The 22,343-nt window shown below is 43.0% G+C and carries 17 protein-coding genes; 10 read left to right on the forward strand and 7 right to left on the reverse strand.

All coding sequences use genetic code 11. The annotated features are described in order from the left end of the window. Positions 1-91: 91 nt before the first annotated feature. Positions 92-655, reverse strand: a complete 564-nt coding sequence (gene ahpC / locus AC4MCD_RS05690; RefSeq protein WP_004784041.1) for an alkyl hydroperoxide reductase subunit C — start codon at positions 653-655, stop codon at positions 92-94. A gap of 362 nt (positions 656-1,017) precedes the next feature. Here ahpC and hrpA point away from each other — a divergent pair, with 362 nt between their 5' ends. From hrpA to AC4MCD_RS05715, 5 genes are all read left to right on the forward strand, one after another. Next, entirely contained in the window at positions 1,018-4,962 is a 3,945-nt protein-coding gene (gene hrpA / locus AC4MCD_RS05695; RefSeq protein WP_491876735.1) for an ATP-dependent RNA helicase HrpA, read from the forward strand. Positions 4,963-4,992: 30 nt separating this feature from the next. Beyond that, complete coding sequence (locus tag AC4MCD_RS05700) at positions 4,993-6,102, forward strand: beta-ketoacyl-ACP synthase III (RefSeq protein WP_491876736.1); 1,110 nt, start codon at positions 4,993-4,995, stop codon at positions 6,100-6,102. A gap of 14 nt (positions 6,103-6,116) precedes the next feature. Next, positions 6,117-6,875, forward strand: coding sequence for a lysophospholipid acyltransferase family protein (locus tag AC4MCD_RS05705; RefSeq protein ID WP_312087583.1), 759 nt, complete (start codon positions 6,117-6,119; stop codon positions 6,873-6,875). Positions 6,876-7,029: 154 nt separating this feature from the next. After that, a complete protein-coding gene (locus AC4MCD_RS05710) occupies positions 7,030-9,036 on the forward strand; it encodes a hypothetical protein (RefSeq protein WP_491876737.1) in 2,007 nt (668 codons plus the stop codon). Positions 9,037-9,123: 87 nt separating this feature from the next. Continuing rightward, a complete protein-coding gene (locus AC4MCD_RS05715) occupies positions 9,124-10,839 on the forward strand; it encodes an AAA family ATPase (RefSeq protein WP_180068828.1) in 1,716 nt (571 codons plus the stop codon). A gap of 209 nt (positions 10,840-11,048) precedes the next feature. Here the strand turns inward: AC4MCD_RS05715 and AC4MCD_RS05720 are convergent, their stop codons facing one another. Beyond that, positions 11,049-11,501 carry a DUF441 domain-containing protein gene (locus tag AC4MCD_RS05720; protein ID WP_125279042.1) on the reverse strand — a complete coding sequence of 151 codons (453 nt, stop codon included), beginning with the start codon at positions 11,499-11,501 and terminating at the stop codon, positions 11,049-11,051. Between the two features lie 137 nt (positions 11,502-11,638). Between AC4MCD_RS05720 and AC4MCD_RS05725 the strand changes: the two genes are divergently transcribed. Beyond that, entirely contained in the window at positions 11,639-12,346 is a 708-nt protein-coding gene (locus tag AC4MCD_RS05725; RefSeq protein ID WP_491876738.1) for a pseudouridine synthase, read from the forward strand. A gap of 10 nt (positions 12,347-12,356) precedes the next feature. Here the strand turns inward: AC4MCD_RS05725 and AC4MCD_RS05730 are convergent, their stop codons facing one another. From AC4MCD_RS05730 to AC4MCD_RS05740, 3 genes are all read right to left on the reverse strand, one after another. Then, positions 12,357-12,800 carry a GNAT family N-acetyltransferase gene (locus tag AC4MCD_RS05730; RefSeq protein WP_004784033.1) on the reverse strand — a complete coding sequence of 148 codons (444 nt, stop codon included), beginning with the start codon at positions 12,798-12,800 and terminating at the stop codon, positions 12,357-12,359. Positions 12,801-12,899: 99 nt separating this feature from the next. Continuing rightward, positions 12,900-13,247 carry a type II toxin-antitoxin system RelB/DinJ family antitoxin gene (locus tag AC4MCD_RS05735; RefSeq protein WP_004784032.1) on the reverse strand — a complete coding sequence of 116 codons (348 nt, stop codon included), beginning with the start codon at positions 13,245-13,247 and terminating at the stop codon, positions 12,900-12,902. 113 nt (positions 13,248-13,360) lie between these two features. Further along, the gene (locus tag AC4MCD_RS05740) at positions 13,361-14,269 is read right to left on the reverse strand and encodes a pseudouridine synthase (RefSeq protein WP_491876847.1); all 909 of its coding nucleotides are present in this window, start codon (positions 14,267-14,269) and stop codon (positions 13,361-13,363) included. A gap of 129 nt (positions 14,270-14,398) precedes the next feature. Here AC4MCD_RS05740 and tsaE point away from each other — a divergent pair, with 129 nt between their 5' ends. From tsaE to hfq, 4 genes are all read left to right on the forward strand, one after another. Beyond that, positions 14,399-14,875 carry a tRNA (adenosine(37)-N6)-threonylcarbamoyltransferase complex ATPase subunit type 1 TsaE gene (gene tsaE, locus AC4MCD_RS05745; RefSeq protein ID WP_104425941.1) on the forward strand — a complete coding sequence of 159 codons (477 nt, stop codon included), beginning with the start codon at positions 14,399-14,401 and terminating at the stop codon, positions 14,873-14,875. Continuing rightward, positions 14,868-16,838, forward strand: coding sequence for a DNA mismatch repair endonuclease MutL (mutL, locus tag AC4MCD_RS05750; protein WP_491876739.1), 1,971 nt, complete (start codon positions 14,868-14,870; stop codon positions 16,836-16,838). Before tsaE ends, mutL begins: the two co-directional genes overlap by 8 nt. Positions 16,839-16,844: 6 nt before the next feature. Beyond that, complete coding sequence (miaA, locus tag AC4MCD_RS05755; protein WP_419364943.1) at positions 16,845-17,789, forward strand: tRNA (adenosine(37)-N6)-dimethylallyltransferase MiaA; 945 nt, start codon at positions 16,845-16,847, stop codon at positions 17,787-17,789. Between the two features lie 91 nt (positions 17,790-17,880). Then, positions 17,881-18,414, forward strand: coding sequence for an RNA chaperone Hfq (gene hfq / locus AC4MCD_RS05760; protein ID WP_419364941.1), 534 nt, complete (start codon positions 17,881-17,883; stop codon positions 18,412-18,414). 102 nt (positions 18,415-18,516) lie between these two features. Here the strand turns inward: hfq and AC4MCD_RS05765 are convergent, their stop codons facing one another. Continuing rightward, complete coding sequence (locus AC4MCD_RS05765) at positions 18,517-19,824, reverse strand: peptidylprolyl isomerase (RefSeq protein ID WP_419364939.1); 1,308 nt, start codon at positions 19,822-19,824, stop codon at positions 18,517-18,519. After that, positions 19,824-22,295 (reverse strand): LPS export ABC transporter periplasmic protein LptC, encoded by a 2,472-nt coding sequence (gene lptC, locus AC4MCD_RS05770; RefSeq protein WP_419364958.1) that lies wholly within the window; start codon positions 22,293-22,295, stop codon positions 19,824-19,826. Before lptC ends, AC4MCD_RS05765 begins: the two co-directional genes overlap by 1 nt. Positions 22,296-22,343: the final 48 nt, after the last annotated feature.

Raw genomic sequence — 22,343 nt, forward strand, 5'->3', positions numbered from 1 at the left:
ACGTTTGGCCAATAGAGCAATCAAATAAACGTTCAAATAAAAAACCACGCTAAAAGCGTGGTTTTTTTGAATCAGTTCAATCTAATGCAGATTAGATTTTACCAACTAGGTCGATTGAAGGAGCAAGAGTTGCGTCGCCTTCTTTCCATTTAGCTGGGCAAACTTCGCCTGGGTGAGCGTGTACATATTGAGCTGCTTTAACTTTACGAAGAAGTTCTTGAGCATCACGACCGATACCGCCAGCGTTGATTTCAACGATTTGGATTTTACCTTCTGGATCGATCACGAAAGTACCACGGTCAGCAAGGCCGTCAGCTTCGATTAATACGTCGAAGTTTTTAGCAAGAGTCCAAGTAGGATCGCCAACCATTACGTATTGGATTTTTTTGATTTCTTCAGAAGAATCGTGCCAAGCTTTGTGAGTGAAGTGAGTGTCAGTAGAAACTGAGTAGATTTCAACGCCTAATTTTTTGAATTCTTCGTAGTTGTCAGCAAGGTCGCCAAGTTCAGTTGGGCAAACGAAAGTGAAGTCAGCTGGGTAGAAGAATACTACAGACCATTTACCTTTAAGGTCAGCTTCTGTTACTTCAATGAATTTACCATTCTGGAACGCAGTTGTTTTGAACGGTTTAACTTCAGTATTAATTAAGCTCATCATTGTCTCCATGATTGAGGTTTGTATTTAATTTCCAATAGGGTACAGAAATTATTTTTCTTGCTGAAACAGTATTTTTACATAACATACATCGGAAAAACCGAATTAAGCTAAAAATAAAACACCATCAGCGCAAACAGCATTGCTCTTGATATAAATGATTCAACCGTAAAATGGTGAATACATCATGACAAGACTCACCCCGGTTTAATGCCTCTTCAGACATGATGCCGCAAGCAGTAAAATTCAAGGGTAAAAATTAAAAAATTATAAAAATATTCAAAATGGCCGTTCTTTCGCTTAGGGGCAATACAGCGTAAAATAGCTGCCTATTGTCTTTTTTTATATCAGGTGTTTTCTCAGTGCAGAGTCCTTTAAATGTAGATCAGCTCGTTATGGCGCGTGACCGTCATCGTTTAAATCGACTCCAAAAAGGTAAAGATGCCAACCAAAAGCAATATCAAGAATTATTTGAAAAATCGCATGCCAAAGTCATGCAGCGTATCGAACGCATTCCCAATATCAAGCTGAATCAGGATCTGCCTGTTACCCAGTATGCAGACAAGCTGATTGAAGCGATCCAGCAGCATCAGGTTATTATTGTGGCTGGTGAAACTGGTTCCGGTAAAACCACACAATTACCACAAATCGCCATGTTGGCAGGTCGCGGCCTGACTGGTCTGATTGGTCATACTCAACCACGTCGTCTGGCTGCGCGTAGCGTATCACAGCGTATTGCGGAAGAAGTTGGCGAGAAACTGGGTGAATCGATCTCCTTTAAAGTCCGTTTTAATGAACAGGGCTCGCAGGATTCAATTGTCCGTTTGATGACGGATGGTATTTTATTGGCAGAGCTGGCCAATGACCGGTTCCTGACCAAATACGACACCATTATTATTGATGAAGCGCATGAACGCTCGCTAAATATCGACTTCATCATGGGGTATCTCAAGCAGCTGTTGCCGCGTCGTAAAGATCTAAAAGTGATCATTACTTCGGCAACGCTGGATGTAAACCGTTTCAGTAACTACTTCAATGGTGCGCCGATCTATGAAGTGGAAGGGCGTAGCTATCCGGTAGAAGTGCGTTATCGTCCAATTTCTGAAATGAGCATTGTCGGCAGTGATGACGACGAGTTTGATGATTTTGAAGAAAATCTGCCACGCGCAGTGGTTGCAGCAGTAGAAGAATGTTTTCAGGATGCACAAGAGAGAGGCCATCCGGAACATGCCGATATCCTGATTTTTGCCAGTACCGAACAGGAAATTCGTGAACTGCAGGAAACCCTGATTAAGCATGGTCCACGTCATACTGAAGTGTTACCACTCTACGCACGATTAGCACTAGCAGAACAGCAAAAAATCTTTAATCCATCGGGTGGTGGTCGACGCATTATTATCGCCACCAATGTAGCAGAAACAGCATTAACTGTTCCGAATATCCGTTATGTGATTGATAGCGGTTTTGCCCGTATTTCCCGATATAACTACCGTTCACGGGTGCAGCGCTTACCGATCGAAGCAGTTTCTCAAGCTGCTGCCAATCAGCGTAAAGGTCGTTGTGGCCGTATTGCGCCAGGTGTCTGTGTTCGTCTGTATAGTGAAGAAGACTTTTTAAGTCGTCCTGAATTTACCGAACCTGAGATTAAACGGACCAATCTGGCATCCGTTATTTTACAGATGCAAAGTCTGGGCCTAGGTTCACTGGAAGATTTTGATTTCATTGAGCCACCAGATCACCGTCTGGTCAATGATGGTCGCAAGCTCTTGATTGAGCTTGGGGCAATGGTGGAGAAGAGTAAAGCCCCTCTTTCTGAAAGAGGGGTTGGGGGAGATTCTACTAATCCTCCTAAATCCTCCTTTACGAAAGGAGGACTTCAAGGCAAGGGAGATTCTCTAACTAAAATCGGTCAGCAAATGGCAAAAATGCCAATTGATCCACGTCTGGCGCGAATGATTCTTGGCGGTGCCCATTTTGGTGCGCTGAATGAAGCTTTGGTGATTGTCGCGGCGCTGGCAGTACAAGACCCACGTGAACGTCCTGCGGATAAGCAGATGCAAGCTGATCAGAAACATGCCTTGTTCCGTGAAGCAGATTCAGATTTCCTGTTTTATATCAAGCTCTGGGATACCTTGCATAATAACCGTGAAAGTATGAGCGAAAACAAACGTCGTACTTTTGCACGGAATCATTTCCTGAGCTGGTTACGTCTGCGTGAATGGAAGAAAACTCATGAGCAGCTGGTGGATCTGGCTAAAGGCTTAAAATTATCCTTTAATGAAAAGAAAGCCAGTTATGAAAACCTGCACCGTGCCTTGTTAACTGGCTTGCTATCTTTTATTGCCAACAAGACTGATGAACGTAATGTGTTTATGGCAGTCCGTCAGCAGAAAGCACGGATTTTCCCGGCATCAACGCTGCACAAAACCAATACCCCATGGGTGATGGCTTTTGAAATGGTTGAAACCTCGCAGGTGTATTTACGGACTCTAGCGAAAATTGAGCCGGAATGGATTCTGCTGGCTGCGCGGGACTTACTGAAACATCATTATTTCGAACCGCACTGGTCGAAAAAAGCGGGTGTGGTCAATGCCTATGATCAGATTTCGTTATTCGGCCTGATCATCGAACCAAAACGTCCGGTTAATTATGAGAAAGTGGATCAGCCGGCTGCGCATGAAATCTTCCTGCGTGATGCACTGACCACTGGAAATCTCGGTATTAATCCACCCTTCCTGAAGCATAATCTGCTGAAACTGGAAGAAGTGGAACGGGTAGAAGACAAACTGCGCCGTCGTGATCTGGTAGTGGATGAAGAAACCATTTACCAGTTCTATGCCTCCAAAGTGCCGCCTGAAGTAGCCAGCCGCCGCAGTTTTGAAGACTGGCGTGCCACAGTTGAGCCACATGATCCGCGTTATCTGTTTATTGATAATGATGCGCTGTGGCTGAATGATCGTCCGACCACACAACAGTTTCCGGATTATTTACGTAATGGTGAATTGCGTCTGGCGACCAGTTACCGTTTTGACCCAAGTCATGATGAAGATGGTGCAACGGTTAAAATCCCGCTGCAGGCTTTGCCGCAGGTCGATGAAAATATCTGGTCGTGGGGTGTTCCAGGCTGGCGTCTGGATCTGATCGAAGCTTTATTAAAGACTTTGCCTAAAGATAAACGCCGCAGTCTGGTGCCGATTCCAGATACTGCGAAAAAGCTGGCAGCCCGTATTGATGCGGTAAATTTACATGAGCATATTTTCAGTTTTCTAGCTTTCCAGTTGCGTGGCGAGCAGATTACAGAAAAAGATTTCAGCCTGGATCGGGTTGAGCAATATCTCTTGCCTTTGATCAAGGTGATTGATGAAAAAGGTCGTGTGATTGAACAAGGCCGTGATCTGGCCGAGCTGAAAGCCCGTTGCCGTACTGAAACTCATAGTCCGGTGAAACAGTTAAAAGGTGAGTTTAAAGCCTTCCCGGAAAACTTTGTCTTTGAAGCATCGCAGAAAGTGACGGGTGTAGTGGTCAAGCAATATCAGGCTTTGGTTCCGACCAAAGACTTTGCTGCACTGGAACAGAAAGATGAATCTGGTGTGGTGATTCAGACCTTTAATGATCAGGCTGAAGCCGTCAAACAGCACCGGGAAGGGATCATTCGACTGGTACATATGCAGCTCGGAGATCTGGTGCGTCAGCTGAAAAAACAAATTTCCAAACCGCTGGCACTGGCATATTCACCGCTTGGCGATAAGGCTCAGTTGGAGCAAATGTTAGTTTATGCCACACTGCACCTGTCAATTAATGAGCTGCCTGTCAATATGCAAGAGTTCCAAAAGTTGGTAGAGGATGTAAAAAAATCTTTCCTGACTCATGGCCAGACTGCACTGAAAGAAATCACAGATATTTATATCCAGTGGCAGGAAATCCGTCGTAAATTACTGGTTTTAGACCCATCTATATTTGGAAAAAATATTGATGATATTGAGGATCAGCTTGATTTGATGAGTCTTTCTGACTTCGTTTATCGGAAACCTTCCGACGTATGGTCAGAATTTCCACGTTATTTGAAAGCCCTGATCTTGCGTTTAGAGCGCTTGCCAAATAACCTACAGAGGGATGATTCCGCCATTGACCAAATTGATCCGTGGATGGAAAAATTATTTAAGTTTAAAAATGACGCTCGCCTTAAAGAATTGTATTTTATGGTTGAGGAGTTAAGGATTTCATTGTTTTCTCAACCGATGAAAACGAAAACACCCGTTTCTCCAACTCGCCTGCAAAAAGTATGGGAACGTCTTGGAATCAGTTAAGATATAGGTCATTTTGAGAAGGAGTTTTACATGGGCATCCGTATTACGGGTACTGGCTTGTTCCATCCGGAAGATGTCATTACCAATGAAGAGTTAGTTGAAAGTTTAAATGCTTATGTGGAACTGTATAATCACGAAAATGCAGATAAAATCGCTGCAGGCGAATTAGATGCGCGTCGTGGTTCTAGCGCAGAATTTATTGAAAAAGCGTCAGGCGTACAACGCCGTTATGTGTCAGAAAAAACTGGCATCCTCGATCCAAAACGTTTACGTCCAAATCTACGTGAACGTTCAGATGATGAAATTTCCCTTCAGGCAGAATGGGGCGTGACTGCCGCTAAACAGGCGATGGAAAATGCCGGTGTTACTGCTGAAGATATCGATGTCGTGATCCTGTCATGTTCAAACCTGCAACGTGCTTATCCTGCGGTTGCGATTGAAATCCAGACTGCTCTGGGTATTCAAGGTTATGCGTATGACATGAACGTCGCATGTTCAGCAGCAACTTTCGGTTTGAAACAGGCTGCCGATGCCATCAAAGCAGGTGCACGTCGTGTATTGCTAGTGAATGTTGAAATCACCTCTGCACATACCGATTTCCGTTCACGTGACTGTCACTTTATTTTTGGTGATGTCGCAACTGCATCGATCATTGAAGATACTGAAACTAAAACCGGTTTCGAGATTCTGGATACTTCATTATTTACCCAGTTCTCGAACAATATCCGCAATAACTTCGGTTTCCTGAATACGTCTGAAAATGCTGATATCGATGACAAACGTTTCCGTCAGGACGGTCGTAAGGTATTTAAAGAAGTGTGTCCACTGGTTGCCAAGATGATTACTGCTCAACTTGAGAAAAATCATATTGCACCTACAGATGTAAAACGCTTCTGGTTGCACCAAGCCAATGCCAGCATGAATGAATTGATTCTGAAACTGGTAGTGGGCAAAGAAAATGCCAAGCCAGGTCTGGTACCCATCATTCTGAATGAGTTTGCCAATACTTCTTCCGCAGGTGTCATCATTGCCTTACACCGTACTGCAAATGAAGTTGAAGACGGCGAATATGGCGTACTGTGTTCATTTGGTGCAGGCTACTCAGTGGGTTCAATCCTGGTACAAAAACGCGTGGCATAAGCCGGGAGCATATTTTGCAGGTCAAGCATGACGGAGCATGGATCAGGCGCTTAAGTGCCTTATCCAAACTGTATTTCACGCCTACTTTTTTAGGGGCTGAAAATATTGATGCCAGTCGACCTGCAATGTATGTGGGTAATCATTCCATGTATGGCATCTTTGATGCGCCAATGCTGATTGATTACCTGTACAACGAACATCAAGTGGCTGTGGTCAGTATTGCTGATCATAGCCATTTTTATGTGCCGCTATGGCGTGAAGCAGTGAAGAAATTTGGTGCTATTGATGGTGTACAGGACTATGTCCGCTCGGCCATGCAGCAAGGCTACTCGATTCTGGTCTTTCCGGGTGGTGGCCGTGAAGTGCTGAAACGGGAAGGTGAGCAGTATCAGCTGATCTGGAAAGAGCGTTACGGTTTTCTGAAATTAGCTCAAGAGTTTCAATATGATATTGTCCCTTTTGCTGCACTTGGCGGTGATGAAATCTATGAGATTGGATTTGATGCAAATAAAATCATTCAACATAAGTATTTTCAAAAATTATTAAAAATCCCCCAACTCAATAAATTATTACGTCATGGTGATGTGATTCCTTCCTTACCTAAAAATCTGTTTCCCAAACGCTTGCCTTTTTATTTTCAGTTTATGCCACGGCAGCCGATTCATCATGTGCAGCATGAGAATGATCTGATTGATTTTCGTGAGCATTTACAACAAAAGATCTATCAGGGGCTAGAACTGTTGGCTGACAGACGTCGGCAAGATGAAGTCTAGGTCTTTTCATCATTCCTGCTTTGCTTTACATTGAGATCGAATCGTCTAAAAAATTACCATGCTTCAATTTCTGTAATAGAAAGGAAAAAGTGATTTTAAAAGATTGAAATTCAGTAGGTCTGTAACTCAATAGGATTAAAACGAAGGGGGAAATATGGAACAGGAGGGTTTGTTACTGTCATTCAGACAGCTTGCTCAACAATGCCTCAGTATTTTTCCTGAGTTAAATCAGCTGTATCTGGATCAAATGGCGCTTATTGGTCATGTGAATGCCCAGAATTTATTCAGGATTCATCAGGATGAGCATCGAATTGATCTGCTTAATGGCTTATTAAATATCCAGCTGTATATGCCACAAGATTTAAATCCGGAAAGTCCTCATGCCTTAGCAGAAATGCACATTGATTCTAGGCTGGGTAAAGCAGAGGCTTTGGAAGAATTCTTCTTTCAGGATATTTACTTTCTGACTGGCGATTTAAAGCCTCAACATTCCCTGTTTTTACGGGATAAGGCCAAACAGCTCCGTCAACTTATTATTGATCAAGTCTATATATGGGTTAATGCGCCTGAACGAGTTGCTAATTGCTTAAAGCAGATGTCGCTTGTGCAGGCTGAAATTATCGACTCCTTTATGATTAAGGCTGAAGTTTATACTCAGCCTTTGATCAGCAATTGGATTCAAAGCGGTCATGAGATTCCGGCGAATATCTTAAAACAGCTACAGCTAATCTTCTCCTTGCAATATTTACAGCCAGATGAGTTTCTATCGATTCAGTCAGTGATGGACAGTCTGGATGCCTTCTGTTTTAGTGCGCCTGAGTTTCTGCACCCCGCGACCTTCCGGATTATCTCCTTATCCTTTGAAAACCGGTTCAATCTGCATGAGTTGAATGACCATATTGACGATATCCGTTTGCTGTATCGGCATGCCGAAGAGCAAAGTCATCTACTGGGCTTTGTCCGGCTGATGAATCGTGATAGCTGGCATCGGAGTGATCTGCTATCCAAACGCAATTTTCTGGAAAATAATCCTTATTTATGGCAAAAAAAAGTCGCCAAACTTCCCTTATTTGATTGTCATCGGGTAGTGAACTGGCTATTTAAACAGCCTGCGGAAATCTTGGATTGGCTGAGCAGCAATATTCAACATAGCAGTGTGCGGGTAGCAGCAACAGCCTTAAGCTTTATCGATACGCATCATATTCATCCGCAGATTGTTTTAGCTACCTTGCAATATTTTCAATATATCGCAGCACGTCTATTTATTGATGATGTTCATCAATATGCCCTTCAGCATCACTGGTTTGAGCATGAGCTGAATCGAACAGTTGTTCTCAAAGGGACGCGTCAGGCTATTGAGGATCATCGCATTGCGATTAGTCCATCGATTCTATATCTGGATGAATGGATCGGATTATTGCGGGATGTAGTGGCAATGGATGATCAGATGACCAAAAGGGTCTATGCTAACTTAAGTCGGGTCATGCAAGCTTATATGCAGCATCTGTATAAGATTACCTGTGATTTGCCTGAGGATGTGCTGGTTTATATTCGGCCCCAAACTCAGCAAGACCGCGATTTTTATAATGTACTACAACGTAACCAGATTCCATTTGTAGAGTTCAGGAAGCGTTTTTACTTGCATGCCAGACATGTGCGGGAATCCTGTTTTGATGGTTATATCCGTGATTATCTGCCGGAGTATTTTTCTACTCAAACGGAAGTGCCTAAGAATTTAAGCTGGACCAGTTTATTTACGCAGGCAGTTGCCTGGCATGAACAGATTCAGAAGCAAGAGATTATTGCCAAGCTCAAAAAAGACTTTGCTTTAGCCAGCTGGAGGCCACTCACACAGGCACATTTTCTACTGTATTTTAATTGGCGGTTTGAGGAGTTGAAAACACTAGAGCGGATTATTGAAGAGGCCAGAATATTCCGGAACTGTCTGGCTGCAAGTTATGCACAGCGTATAGTCGAAGGTGAATATGTGGCTTTTCGCATGTCACATCCTGCAATCAAATTACCTCTGATTTTAGGCTGTCAGTTGCAGAATGACCAAGTCATCTTTGACCAGCTTGAGTATCCAAATAATCAAAAAGCGCAAGTTGAATATATCAATATTGCCCAGCATTTTATTAACTGGTTAAACCTGCAGGCTTGACCGGATTCAGTGCTTTTCTATCCGTGAAGCTTAACTTTTCCTGCAAAAATCGTTAGGCTATAGCCGTTCTTTTACGGTATCTCTTTTATGAAACAGGAAACTGCACTTAAGCTCTTAAAAGCAGGGGAAAATGTCTTTTTAACCGGTTCTGCGGGTGCAGGGAAAACTTATACGCTCAATCAATATATTAATTATCTGAAAGCCCGTAAGGTATCGGTCGCCATTACTGCATCGACTGGTATTGCGGCAACGCATATGAATGGCATGACCATTCATACCTGGGCCGGAATCGGAATCAAAGACTTTTTGTCTGAAGAAGACCTGAAGCGCATGAAAGAGCGTAAATACCTGAAAGAACACTTGGAAAATGCGCAAGTTCTGATTATTGATGAAATTTCCATGCTGCATGCCAAGCAGCTCAATCTGGTCAATCAAGTACTGAAATATTTCAAGGAAAGTGATGAAGCTTTTGGCGGGATTCAGGTCATTGTTGCAGGGGACTTTTTCCAGTTGCCACCCGTTGGAAAAAATGATGAACGTAACCGCGATAAATTCTGCTTTATGTCGGATGCCTGGGTTGAAGCCAAATTTCGGGTTTGTTATCTGACTGAGCAGCATCGTCAGGGTAATGACTACCTGAATGATATTCTGAATGCCATTCGTGCGCAGGCCATTTCACCTGAACATCGTTCAGCATTACAGGCCACACGTCAGCAGGACATTGGCGATACCTATACACGTCTCTACACCCACAATATGGATGTCGACAGCATTAACTTTAAGCATCTGAATGAAATTGATCAGGATCCCCGCCAGTTTGATGCGCAATGTGATGGCAATGAAAAACTGATTGAAACCTTAAAGTCTTCAGTCCGTGCACCCGAAGCCTTAACCCTGAAAAAACATGCCAAGGTCATGTTCGTGAAAAATAACTTTGATATGGGCTATATCAACGGCAGCTTGGGTGAAGTGATCGGCTTTGAAGATGATGATGAGCATGGCGTTTTGCCAAAGGTCAAACTGACAGACGGAACTACCCTGATTGTAGAACCTGAAACCTGGTCAGTGGATAATGAAGCAGGCAAAACCATTGCCAGTTTCCAGCAGATTCCACTACGTCTGGCTTGGGCGATTACCATTCATAAGTCTCAAGGCATGACGCTAGAAGCTGCTGAGATTGACCTGAGCCATACCTTTGAAAAAGGGCAAGGTTATGTAGCATTATCTCGTTTGAAAAGCTTAAATGGATTACGTCTAAAAGGCTTTAATGAACAGGCTCTGGAACTGGATAGTCTTGCCATTAAGGCTGATCGCCGTTTTCAGGAACTGTCAGATGAAGCAGAAGCGAATTTTGAAAATGTAGATTTGACTGTACAGCATAAGGCCTTTATCCGTCATTGTGGTGGCACTTTGAACGAAGTCGAGATCCAGCGCAATGAGAAGAAAATTGCTAAAAATGGTGGCAAGCAAAACTACGCGACTGCAACCTTGGATGAAACCCGTGAATTGTTTGAAGAAGGTTATGAGATTTCCGATATTGCAACTGAACGTGGCTTGACACCTGCTACTATCATTAACCATTTGGGACGTTTGCATAAAGAGCAAGGGCTGGATATTTCGGTGGCTCATCCGGGTGAAGAAGTTGTTGAACAAGTCCGCAAGATTTATAAACGTCTAACCAAACGTCAAAACTCAGATCATTTCAATGATGACGGCAGTATTAAATTACGTCCGATCGTAGAACTGACCAGTCCGCGTATGGGTTATGATCAGGTGCGTTTGGCTTTGCTGTTTGTGGAATAAAATTTGGGTTTTTAAATTTTAGTATTTAACCTGAGCTTTTACTTTTGAAAGATCAAAAGTAACAAAAATCTTTTGTTGGATTGAAGGTACATCCTGTACCTCAATCCAACGAGCGACATCCATGTCGCTGATCATGTGATTTAATACTATGCAGTTCTTAATTTTAGAATATTAATTTTTAAGAATATTGCACAATCATGGTTAAAGACTTATTGCGTTCCAATCAATAACGATAAAATCCCGGCTGCAATTAATGGCCCGACTGGGACACCACGAAGTACCGCCACACCTGCGACCGTACCAATTAATAGACCTGCAACGACATCAGGCTGACTCGACATCAGTTTCACCCCACGTCCACCAAGCCAGGCAACAAATAGACCGATTGCAATTGCCAGTAAAGATTTCCAGCTCAGGAATGATTTCAGAATACTGTCACCGGGAATTTTCCCGCTAGCAATCGGAGCCAATACACCAATGGTTAAAATAATAATCCCGATATTTAAGCCATGTTGCTGTACATAAGGTAAGAGGTCATTGAGAGGTGTAATCTTCAGGACGATCAACACGGCCGCAGCAATGGTCACAGCAGTATTATGACTAAAAATACCGCAAGCCAATAAAACCAGAAGAACAAGCAGATTCAGATCAAGTTGGGACATGAGGAGATAAAAAAAATGAAAAGTCACAGGATTATAGGCTTTTTAGCCATTTAAAGGGGGAAAGCCCTACAAGAAATGAATCTGGTTAGTTTTCAGTATAGAATGCGCCTATCGCTCATTTAAACAGGTTCAGATGGATGCTATTGGAAAAAATGTTGCAATCACAGGGTTTCGGTTCACGAAAACATTGTCAGCAACTGATTAAAAATGGTGCTGTTTCGATTCAGAATGAAATCATTGATAATCCCAAGCATAAACTAAATCTGCAAGATCTGACCTTTAGTATTTATGGTCATGAATACCGCTATCGGGAAAAAGTATATATTGCACTCAACAAGCCACAAGATTATGAGTGCTCACATCAGGCTACCCATCATTTCAGTGTATTTGATCTGTTTGATGACATTCTGTTAAACCGTGGAATTCAATGTGTAGGTCGTCTCGATCAGGACACTACCGGACTATTATTACTGACGGATGATGGTCAGTTTCTACAAGCATTGACCCATCCTAAGAAACATGTAGCGAAAGTCTATCAGATGACTACTGCCGATCCCGTGACAGATGAGCAGATTCAACAGCTTGAACAGGGTGTGGAATTGAGAAATGAAAAAGGCACCTTTGCTGCTACAGATATTGTTCGTCTAGATGAAAATCGTCTGCAAATGACCATTCATCAAGGGGTTTATCATCAGGTGAAACGTATGCTGGCAGCTGTTGGCAATAAAGTGGAGCAGCTGCATCGTGCCCAGATTGGTGCATTGGCCTTGAGTGAACTGGCAATAGGGGAATGGACCTATCTGGACGCAGAACAAGTGGCACAGGCAAAATTCCGTACCGAATAAAGTCTGGGATTTATTTCAGGAAACAATGGAAAGTCACGAATTCATTGTCCTGAATAAATCCAAGTGACTCATAAAGTTTATGTGACTGATAATTGGTTTTTTGCGTTTCCAGGCTGATTCGAAGCGCATTTTCATGTCGGGCAAACAAGATAGCAGTGTCAATCAGTTGCTTGGCTGCACCATGCCGGCGATAAGGCGGGCTAATATAGACATCGTCCAGCACATAATAAGTAGAACATGCGACTGAGGAAAATCTTAAATACAGCAGAATAAATCCGGTAAAAATATCATCCTTAGTGTTGATAAAAATGACAGTTTGACCATCTTCAAAACGCTGTTTCAGAAACTCGTAAGATAAATCCAGATTGGAAGAAGTACCATAAAATTGACGGTACTCATCAAATAAAACGGCCAGGTTAGGTAGATCTTCTGACTGGGCACGTCGCACGATCATCGGCTTACTCCATGTTAATTTTATTATTTATCATTAACATCAAGCATAGCGAAGTTTGAAAGGAGAGAAACTTAAGAATTGTTCGTAAATGCAACAATGTTAAATTTTGTCGCTTTCACCTAAAATAGCATTCAGTTCTTCAAATAAATCAAAATGATCATCATCCAGATTCATTTCCTGATGATCTGCTGGAATAGCTGTAGTACTTGGACTTGAGGTTTGTTCTGCCTTAAGTTCATTCTGTTTCTGCTTGCGTAACTTGATCAGCTGTTCCAGATTAATATTCTGATTTTCAATCGAGAAGGGGATTGATTTGGTCAGAACAACCTGTTTAAAAAAAAGACGAACTGCCTGAGCCGGCGTAATCCCCAATTGTTTAAATACTGCAAATGCCTGTTTCTTTTCTTGGGAATCCAGGCGAATTTGATAAACTTCAGTTTTTCTCATAATATTTTCAAAGCTTTAAATTACTTAACTTTTCGCCTTATTCTAATCGATAACTTTGGGATTTCAATCCTCAAGTTGCCGTTTTTAGAAAATAATCTGTAATGACAAGAGATTTACAGTGTCAATTCAAGTTCAGAGCTAAATTGCATCTGCTTTTGGGTAACTGGATCCGTAAAATGAATGTGTTTGGCCAGTAGCTGTAAAGGTGCAGAAAAATCATCATCCGCCTTATGGGAAACCTGCGGATAAAAAGGATCATTCTGGATCGGAATCCCTAAATGGCTTAAGTGTACCCTTAACTGATGCTGTTTTCCTGTATGCGGTTTTAGCTCATATTTGCCCCATTGCCCATTATGTTGCAGCAATTGAATTTCAGTTTCGCTATTAGGCTCTCCTTCTACCACCTGCATGGTATAAAAGGGCTGGCCTTTTTCCATTTTGAGCTTTGTGATGAGCGGAAAACTTAAATCATTACGATAAACCGCAATCGCATGATAAGTTTTCTGTACCTGCCGAGTCGCAAATATTTGCTGATAAACCCCACGCGATTGCACACATTTTGAAATCAGCACCACACCTGCCGTTTCACGATCTAAGCGATGAATCGGAGTAAGATGTTCATTTCCAGTTTGCTGTTTTAGGCGTACCAGCAAGGTTTCCTGTACATATTTTCCAGTAGGACTCATGGTCAAAAAATGCGGTTTATCCACCACCAGCAAATGTTCATTCTCAAACAGAATCTGATGCTGAAAAGGAACATGCACTTCGTGTGCCAAAAAACGATAATAAAAACAATGAGTATTCGCTTGAAAAGAACTTTCGATGGTTAAGGTATTGCCTTGAGCATCGTAAACCAGACCATTATCGAAACGGGATTGCCATTCGCTCGGATCAATATGTGGAAATTGTGCACAGAGATAGGCATAGACTGTCTTGGGTGAATCAGCTGTCGCTTGCAGGAATACTTTACTTGCCGTCACCCCATTCAGCATGGGTGGGCTAAATTCAACAGTCGAAGTCATCACAACGTGGATCTATCTCTGGTCTGGAACGGATGCTGTGAAAAAATACAGTTTCTCACAGAGGTAAATAGGCTTTTAAAGCGTTGCGATGCTATCATAATTATTCTTTTTCATCATGTCGTGAGTAATATGCCTTATTCATTTAACGTCACTTTAAAACATGAAGATGACACCCAAAATCTGGCCAAAGTTCTGGCAAATAATTTTTCTGCGGGCGTTATATATCTGATTGGTGACTTGGGTGCGGGGAAAACCACGCTGACGCGTTATTACTTACAACAGCTCGGTCATAAAGGCTCAGTAAAAAGTCCGACTTACACGCTGGTGGAACCGTATCAGGTGAATGGTCAGGATATCTTTCATTTTGATTTATATCGTCTTAATGACCCTTATGAACTTGAATTGATGGGGATCCGGGATTATTTAGAAACTCCCAATGCGCTATTTTTATTCGAATGGCCTTCTAAGGGGGGTGATGAAATCCCGCAAGCCGATTTAATTATTGAAATTTTAAAATCAGAAGATGAGCTGACCCGTACCGCGAGTCTGATTTCTTCTAATCTGGCATTACAGCAAGCTTTGGAGCGTGAATTCCCAAATGGTTGATGATTTAAGCATACGCCGTATCCGTGCACTTGATCCTGCGCTGGCGAACCAGATTGCAGCAGGTGAGGTGATTGAACGGCCCGCATCTGTGGTCAAGGAGTTACTGGAAAACTCGATTGATGCAGGTGCGACCGAGTTGATTATCCGGGTGGAACAGGGCGGCAGTACGCTGATTGAAATCATTGATAATGGCCGTGGTATCCATCATGAAGATTTGCCACTGGCCGTGATGCGTCACGCGACCAGTAAGATTCAAACGGCTGAAGAGCTGCATGCGATTACCAGTTTGGGCTTTCGTGGTGAGGCATTGGCCTCAATTGCCGCAGTGTCTCGTCTGACTTTAACCAGTAGCCAGAATGAAGATGGGATTGGCTATCAGGTGGAAGTGAACGGTACGGCTTTTGATCATCAGGAGATTCGACCGGTCGCGGCATCTAAAGGAACTCAGATCCGGGTGCAGGATTTATTCTTCAATGTTCCGGCGCGGCGCAAATTCCTGAAAAAGCCCGGCACTGAATTTGGACATATCGAAGAAATTGTCCGCCGTATGGCTTTAACGCATTTCGATATTCGCTTTGTATTGGAACATAACCAAACCATCAAGCTGAATTTGCCAGTTGCAGATAGTGGTGCTTTGCGTTTTCAGCGTGTGCAACAATTACTTGGCCGTCAGTTTACTGAAAATGCTTACTGGATTGATGCAGACAGTATCAATATGCGTTTATCAGGCTGGCTCGGACATCCTTCGGATGCACGGGCTCAAGCCGATCTGCAATATGTCTATGTGAATGGCCGGACTGTTAAAGACAAGACCATTTCGCACGCTTTGCGTATGGCTTATGATGGTATCCTGCATGGCCATCAGCATGCTGCTTATTTACTATTTCTGGAAATCGATCCAGAAAGTATTGATGTCAATGTGCATCCGACCAAACATGAAATTCGTTTCCTGAACCAGCGTGAAGTACATGAATTTGTACGTCACTATGCCAAGGAAACCCTGGCGCAATTCCAGACTGCGACCGCTGATCTGGCTGAGGCCATGAAAACTGAGTCTGAAGCTGTTGCGATAACACCTCAGCCGCGCTATCAGGAGCAGTTCAGCCTGCATCAGTCCGTAGCCACTCAACCGGTTATTCCAGTCACATCTCCGTATCATCAGCGTGAAGAAGAAGCTTCTGATGTGTTAACGGATTTTGAGTCATCAGGTCCACAAACTGTGCATTATGCGCAGGATTACAATAAGTCATATTCGGGTTCGCAGCAGCTGAATAATGCCCTGAAAAGTTATCTCGCTCCTTTAAGAGAAACTGAAGCAGAAACCAGTCATTCAGCATCGAATGCATTACAGTCACATTTACATAGTAAAGTGGATGAGCATCCTTTAGGGATTGCGATCGCCCAGCTGCATGGTATTTATATTCTGGCGCAAAATACCGAAGGCTTAATCATTGTAGATATGCATGCGGCGCATGAGCGTATTCTGCTGCAACAGATGAAAATGGCTTGGGATAAACCGGAATTCTGGATATCCCAGCAATTACTGATTCCTAAAGTGGTAAGCATTAGTCGTATGCAAGCCATGCGTGTTGACGAACTTAAAGATCAACTTGCTCGTTTAGGTCTGGAAATTGACCAGTATGGTGATGAACAGGTCATTGTGCGAGGCGTACCGGCCATTTTACATAAGGCTGATTTTGATGCCTTGATCCCTGAATTATTGAATGATCTGGATCCGAATGATCAGGGACAAAGTTTAATGCAAAAACGTGATCAGATTCTTGCGGGCATGGCCTGTCATGGTGCGGTACGTGCACATCGAATGTTGAGTCTGTCTGAAATGAACGCTTTGCTGCGTCAGATGGAACAAACTGAATTTGCGAGCCAATGTAATCATGGTCGTCCAACCTGGCGAGCATTTCCATTGTCTCAACTTGATAAACTTTTTGCTCGGGGAGAGTAGCCTTACATGTCCAATCAACTGCCGGTCATCAATTTAATGGGACCAACTGCAAGCGGTAAAACTGCTTTGGCATGTGAACTATACGAGCAAGGTCATTTTGAGCTGATTTCTGTCGATTCTGCGCTGGTCTATCAGGAAATGGACATTGGTACAGCGAAACCTTCTAAAGAGGAATTAGAGCGCTATCCGCATCATTTGATCGATATTATTAGTCCGCTGGAAGTCTATTCTGCAGCAAACTTTGTCGAAGATGCTTGCCGTCTGATTGATGATATTCATGCGCGTGGTAAAACCCCAATTCTGGTGGGTGGCACCATGCTGTATTTTAAAGCCTTACTTGAAGGTTTATCTGATAATTTACCAAGTGCAGATTACGCAGTACGTGCCCAGATTGAAGAGAAAGCCGCTCGTGAAGGGTGGGAAGCGGTATATGCTGAATTATGTCAGGTAGATCCCTTAGCTGGCCAGAAATTTAAAGTCAGTGATAAACAGCGAATTATCCGTGCATTAGAAGTTTTTAAGCTGACAGGCAAACCGATTACAAAACTACAAGCAGAACAACCAAAAAATTTACCATATCGTTACAGTTTCCATAATTATGCCTTAATGCCCGATCGGTTAGAATTGCACAAACGTATTGAAAAACGTCTTGAAATTATGTGGAAAAACGGATTTTTAAATGAAGTTAAAGGATTAATGGGAAAATACGATTTTGACGAAAATTTACCCTCAATGCGTTCAGTAGGTTACCGCCAAGCCATAGAATTCTTAAAAAAAGGTGACCTAAGTCATGAAAAACAACGGGAAATGGAGGATAAGGCTTTATTTGCGACACGACAACTTGCCAAACGTCAATATACCTGGTTGAGATCTTTGCAAGAAAAGCATAAATTTACAACATATTTTACGCTCGAGCAGGCCCAAGAAGACTTGCGAAACTGTCACGGATAAAGCAAAATTTGAGTACTATCTTTTTTATAATTTTTAATTGAAAAATAGAGATAGTTTTTTGCGCTGATTTTTAAATTTTTGGAGTTATAACATGTCTAAAGGTCAAACTTTACAAGATCCATTCTTGAATTCTCTCCGTAAGGAACGTATTCCAGTTTCTATCTTCCTGGTAAACGGTATCAAATTACAAGGTCACATCGAGTCTTTTGACCAATACGTTGTATTATTAAAAAATACAGTAAGCCAAATGGTTTACAAACACGCGATTTCTACAGTTGTACCTGCTCGTAACCCTCGTCCAGCTGGTGCTCCTGCTGGTCCACAAGGTGCTGGCTTCGGTGGTCAAGGCGGCGCAGGTGGCTTCGGTGGTCAAGGCGCTGCTGGTGGCTTCGGCGGTCAAGGTGGCTTCGGCGGTCAAGGCGCTGGCTTTGGTGGTCAAGGCGGCTTCGGCGGTCAAGGTGGCTTCGGTGGTCAAGGTGCTGCTGGTGGCTTCGGCGGTCAAGGTGGCTTTGGTGGTCAAGGCGCTGGCTTTGGTGGTCAAGGCGCTGGTTTCGGTGGTCAAGGCGCTGGTTTTGACAACGATTCAAAATTTGAAGATTCTTCTGACGACGAAAACAATCGTTAATCGGATCTGAAATAAAAAAGCCTCTTAATAAGAGGCTTTTTTATTGCTTAAAGAATTAAGTCATTAAAAAAGCCAGCATTATGCTGGCTTTCTTTTCTTATATTAACGAGCGCGTTTAGGATCTAGCTGAGGATCTTTGATTTCTACATAGGCATTGCTACGAGTTTCACGTAACCAGCTATCTAGCTCAGCATCAAACTGGCGTTCACCCAGGATCTGGCGTGCCATACGTTCCTGATATTCCTGAGTCATATCTTGCTGACGTGTATCGGTCACTTGCAGGATATGCCAGCCAAATTGTGACTGGAATGGTTCACTAATCTGACCTACTGGCGTACTTTTCATACGCTGTTCAAATTCAGGTACCATGACACCTGGGCTGACCCAGCCTAAACTTCCGCCATCACGCGCTGAACCTGTGTCATTAGAGAAAGTAGATGCCAATACTGCAAAATCTTCACCTTGCTTAAGACGCGCATACAAGCTATCAATCATCTGTTTGGCATTTTCTGGGCTAACCACTTCTGATGTTTGAATCAGAATATGACGAGTCTGGTACTGAGGAACCAGTGCTTTTTGCTCACCACCTTTACGTTCTAGAAGTTTCAGGACATGCACACCATCTGCTGCTGGAATCAGTTCTGATGTTTGACCCGCTTGCAGGGTAGAAACACGTGCAGCGAGTTCTCCTGGAATTTCTGACAGGTTTCGAACACCCATATCAGACGCATCTACTTTAATATCGCCAGTTGAATATTTTTTGCTGATCGCCTGAATATCATTGCTGCTACTCAAGTCATTTCTTACCTGTGCTGCAACCTGCTGTGCATTTTCTCCGGTTATACGTAAATGCAGAACATGTACCTGGCTGCCTAACAAAGCTTGACCTTGCGGTGTATTCAGGAAGTTTTTCACATCCTGATCACTGATCTGGATACGTGAATTTACGGCTTGCTGGCGTAAACGGCTAAGTGCTAGATCTTCTGCAATACGGTTACGCAAAGAGGCATACGTATTCGGCGCGATAGCATCCAGTTTTTGCTGGAAAGCTTCCAAGCTAGGGGAGCCTGAATCACGTGCTACTTTAAGCACTGCTTCATTTAAAGATTTTTCATCTGGACGGATATTGTAGCGTTTTACCTGTTCCAGTTGAGCCTGACGTACAATTAGCTGTTCAAGTGCTTGTTGTTCAAGATAAGGTTGTGGTGGAACAGGCTTGTTTTGCTTTTGCAACTGGTGAGAAATTTCAGCAACGCTTTGTGCCAGATCACTACGCAGAATAGCGCTATTGTCGACAACAGCTACAACTTCATCTTTAGGTTGGGCAACAGCAAAAGTCGTCATCGCTGAAGAAAGACATAGCGCAAGTGCGGTCGCTTTAAAAATTTGTTTTAACTGTTTTGTCTTCATTAACGTTCTGTCCAAGTTTGATTGATATTGTTAAAACCTAGAATACGATTTTCTAGTAATGAGGTTAGCTTGTTGCTTAACCCGCCAAGACCTTTAAGCGTTACTTCAGCCATTACTGCACGTTTCGCTTTCACATCTGGGTCATTGATATCGTCTAGGTCATTGTAGTATGAGCGGCCATAGACAGATACTCCCCAACAGCATGACTCATAGTTTACGCCAAGTAAATATTCACGTGCGACACTATTATCCAGGTCAAATTGCGCATGGCCGACCAGACGCCAGTTATTGGCAATTGGCTGGATAAATGAGCCAACCACCTGATCATAACTTTCCTGACGGTTTGGAATATCTTTACGATAGAAATAGCCTAAGTTATACAGATTGCCTTGATCGCCCGTATAATAAACCTGTACATCACGCTGGGCATTGGAGCCATTCGACATCCAGCTAGAATTCAGGTTGACATGCACGTTTTTGTTTAACTGACTTCTAAGCTGAATAACTGGTCCAGTATGACTTTCACGGTCAAATTCATCTGCCTCACGATCTAGGGTGACACGGCGATCTTCGAAGAAGAAACTTTGCCCCACACTGGCGCGTAATCGCTCTAAACCTTCTTCATTAAATAAACTGTAACTAAGACCTAAAGAAGCGAAGTTATTGTCTTCTAAGCGGTCATTACCATAGAAGCGGCGTGCACTAAATAATTGGTCATAATTAATTGAGGCTACGACAGAGTCGAAGTTTGGCTGATTGCGCTGGTTTTCATACGGTGAATAAGCGTAGAACAGGCGAGGCGTCAAGGTCTGTAAATAGCGACCATCTTTTTCAAAAATTAAACCGGTATCCAGCGTAAATTGTGGTACTACGATAGAATGATTTTCACTTGATGAGCTGGTTTGATTATTATTAATACGATCAATAGTATCTTGATCATAGAAAGTATTGATATTGCGTAATGTCGCCTGAGGAATGAAGAATGACCAAGGCGTAAAGTGATTATAGCGTACCGAGAAATCATTATAGATTCGTGTACCACTTGGTTGATAGATGGCTTCATCACCGGTATCAATATTTTCAGTATTTCTGATGTCTTTCTGGAAATAAGCCGTATCGTTATTAAATTCGTATTGTAAACCCAGTGGGTTACCGGTCTTATAATTCACCAAAAGCTGCGGCAAACGCGCATAAGGACGGTCTTCATCCAGAACGGCAGGATCAAGTGTCTGGAAATCTTCAACTTTAAACTGAGCTTTTAAGCCAGGGATGCCATTTTTATAATTAACTTCCCAGGCGCGGCGCAAGTTCAGGTCTGTTTTTGAATCTGGGTTATTATCCAGATCGGCAAAAAAGTCCTTGTCTGATGCGTAATTATATTCAAGATTTGTTGAGAACTGATCGTTGATTTGCCAGTTATGCAGGAAGTGCAGGTCTTTACGGTCTTTATTGTCATAACTTTCATCAGATGGCAGGTAGCCACCCCAAATCCGGCCTTCACCATAATTTTCTGTTAAATAACGAAACTCGCCATCCAGCATCGCACCACGGTCACTAATATAACGTGGCGTAATAGTCGCATCATATTGTGGTGCCAGGTTGAGATAAACCGGCACACCCAGTTCCAGACCACCATCATTAGTAAATCCGAAAGTTGGCGTCAGAATCCCTGTGGTACGGCGATCATCGATTGGGAAGTTAAAATAAGGAACAGCCAGTACCGGAACATCTTTCACATAGAGCTTGGTATTACGGGTTTCACCGCGACCGGTTTCCTGATTTAGCTTGATTTGGTCTGCCTGAATTTTCCAGGTCGGCTTTTGCTCAGGTGGACAGGTAGAATAGGTGGCATTTTCCAGTTCAAGCGTATCGTCTGAGGTTTTGGCAATCTTTTCAGCACGGCCATGCGCATGCTGTTCTTCGGCAATGAAAAAACTGTTGTTTAAGTCACCTTGCTGGGTTTTTAGGTTGTAATTGATATCATCGCTTTGCGAAATCAAGCCACCTTGGGCCAATTGGACTTGACCTTCTGCCTTAGCATAGGTTTGAGTCTGATCAATCGTCACGCGTTCCGCACGAATCTGGCGACCTTCCTGATCAATGACCACATTGCCTTCTAAGTAGGAATCACCGGCCGGATTATAATGACCATAGTCTGCAGTAATGGTTGAAGTTGCCTGTTCAGGGTCAATCGTCGGTGCATCAGGTGTAATAGGAGTGACCCAGGCGCCCTCACAATAGGCTGAACTGAGATATTTACCTTGACGCTGCTGTGCTTCTGGTGAAGATTTATCTACATAATATTGTGAGAAGAATGCTTCACCGGGATAGGTCTCATTAATGCGTTGTTTAAGTTGTTCCGCATTTACATTGGATGAGTCATTTGATGCAGCATAGCTTGAGACCGAGCTACTACATAAAAGGGTTAAGATCGCAGTCGCTAGAGGGTTTATTTTAAAGTGATGCTTCATTTGTCTCATTAACCAATCATGCTTTTATCGCAATTAATTATTGTCGCA

Source organism: Acinetobacter sp. CAU_H_78 (genome assembly GCF_058599365.1).

What these genes read in the sequence shown, in the direction of transcription:
- AC4MCD_RS05715 (WP_180068828.1), top strand. Translation starts at nt 9,124, where the DNA reads ATGAAACAGGAAACTGCACTTAAGCTCTTAAAAGCAGGGGAAAATGTC.
- AC4MCD_RS05720 (WP_125279042.1), bottom strand. Translation starts at nt 11,501, where the DNA reads ATGTCCCAACTTGATCTGAATCTGCTTGTTCTTCTGGTTTTATTGGCT.
- ahpC (WP_004784041.1), bottom strand. Translation starts at nt 655, where the DNA reads ATGAGCTTAATTAATACTGAAGTTAAACCGTTCAAAACAACTGCGTTC.
- AC4MCD_RS05735 (WP_004784032.1), bottom strand. Translation starts at nt 13,247, where the DNA reads ATGAGAAAAACTGAAGTTTATCAAATTCGCCTGGATTCCCAAGAAAAG.
- miaA (WP_419364943.1), top strand. Translation starts at nt 16,845, where the DNA reads ATGTCCAATCAACTGCCGGTCATCAATTTAATGGGACCAACTGCAAGC.
- mutL (WP_491876739.1), top strand. Translation starts at nt 14,868, where the DNA reads ATGGTTGATGATTTAAGCATACGCCGTATCCGTGCACTTGATCCTGCG.
- AC4MCD_RS05725 (WP_491876738.1), top strand. Translation starts at nt 11,639, where the DNA reads ATGCTATTGGAAAAAATGTTGCAATCACAGGGTTTCGGTTCACGAAAA.
- AC4MCD_RS05740 (WP_491876847.1), bottom strand. Translation starts at nt 14,269, where the DNA reads ATGACTTCGACTGTTGAATTTAGCCCACCCATGCTGAATGGGGTGACG.
- tsaE (WP_104425941.1), top strand. Translation starts at nt 14,399, where the DNA reads ATGCCTTATTCATTTAACGTCACTTTAAAACATGAAGATGACACCCAA.
- AC4MCD_RS05710 (WP_491876737.1), top strand. Translation starts at nt 7,030, where the DNA reads ATGGAACAGGAGGGTTTGTTACTGTCATTCAGACAGCTTGCTCAACAA.
- AC4MCD_RS05730 (WP_004784033.1), bottom strand. Translation starts at nt 12,800, where the DNA reads ATGATCGTGCGACGTGCCCAGTCAGAAGATCTACCTAACCTGGCCGTT.
- lptC (WP_419364958.1), bottom strand. Translation starts at nt 22,295, where the DNA reads ATGAAGCATCACTTTAAAATAAACCCTCTAGCGACTGCGATCTTAACC.
- AC4MCD_RS05700 (WP_491876736.1), top strand. Translation starts at nt 4,993, where the DNA reads ATGGGCATCCGTATTACGGGTACTGGCTTGTTCCATCCGGAAGATGTC.
- AC4MCD_RS05765 (WP_419364939.1), bottom strand. Translation starts at nt 19,824, where the DNA reads ATGAAGACAAAACAGTTAAAACAAATTTTTAAAGCGACCGCACTTGCG.
- hfq (WP_419364941.1), top strand. Translation starts at nt 17,881, where the DNA reads ATGTCTAAAGGTCAAACTTTACAAGATCCATTCTTGAATTCTCTCCGT.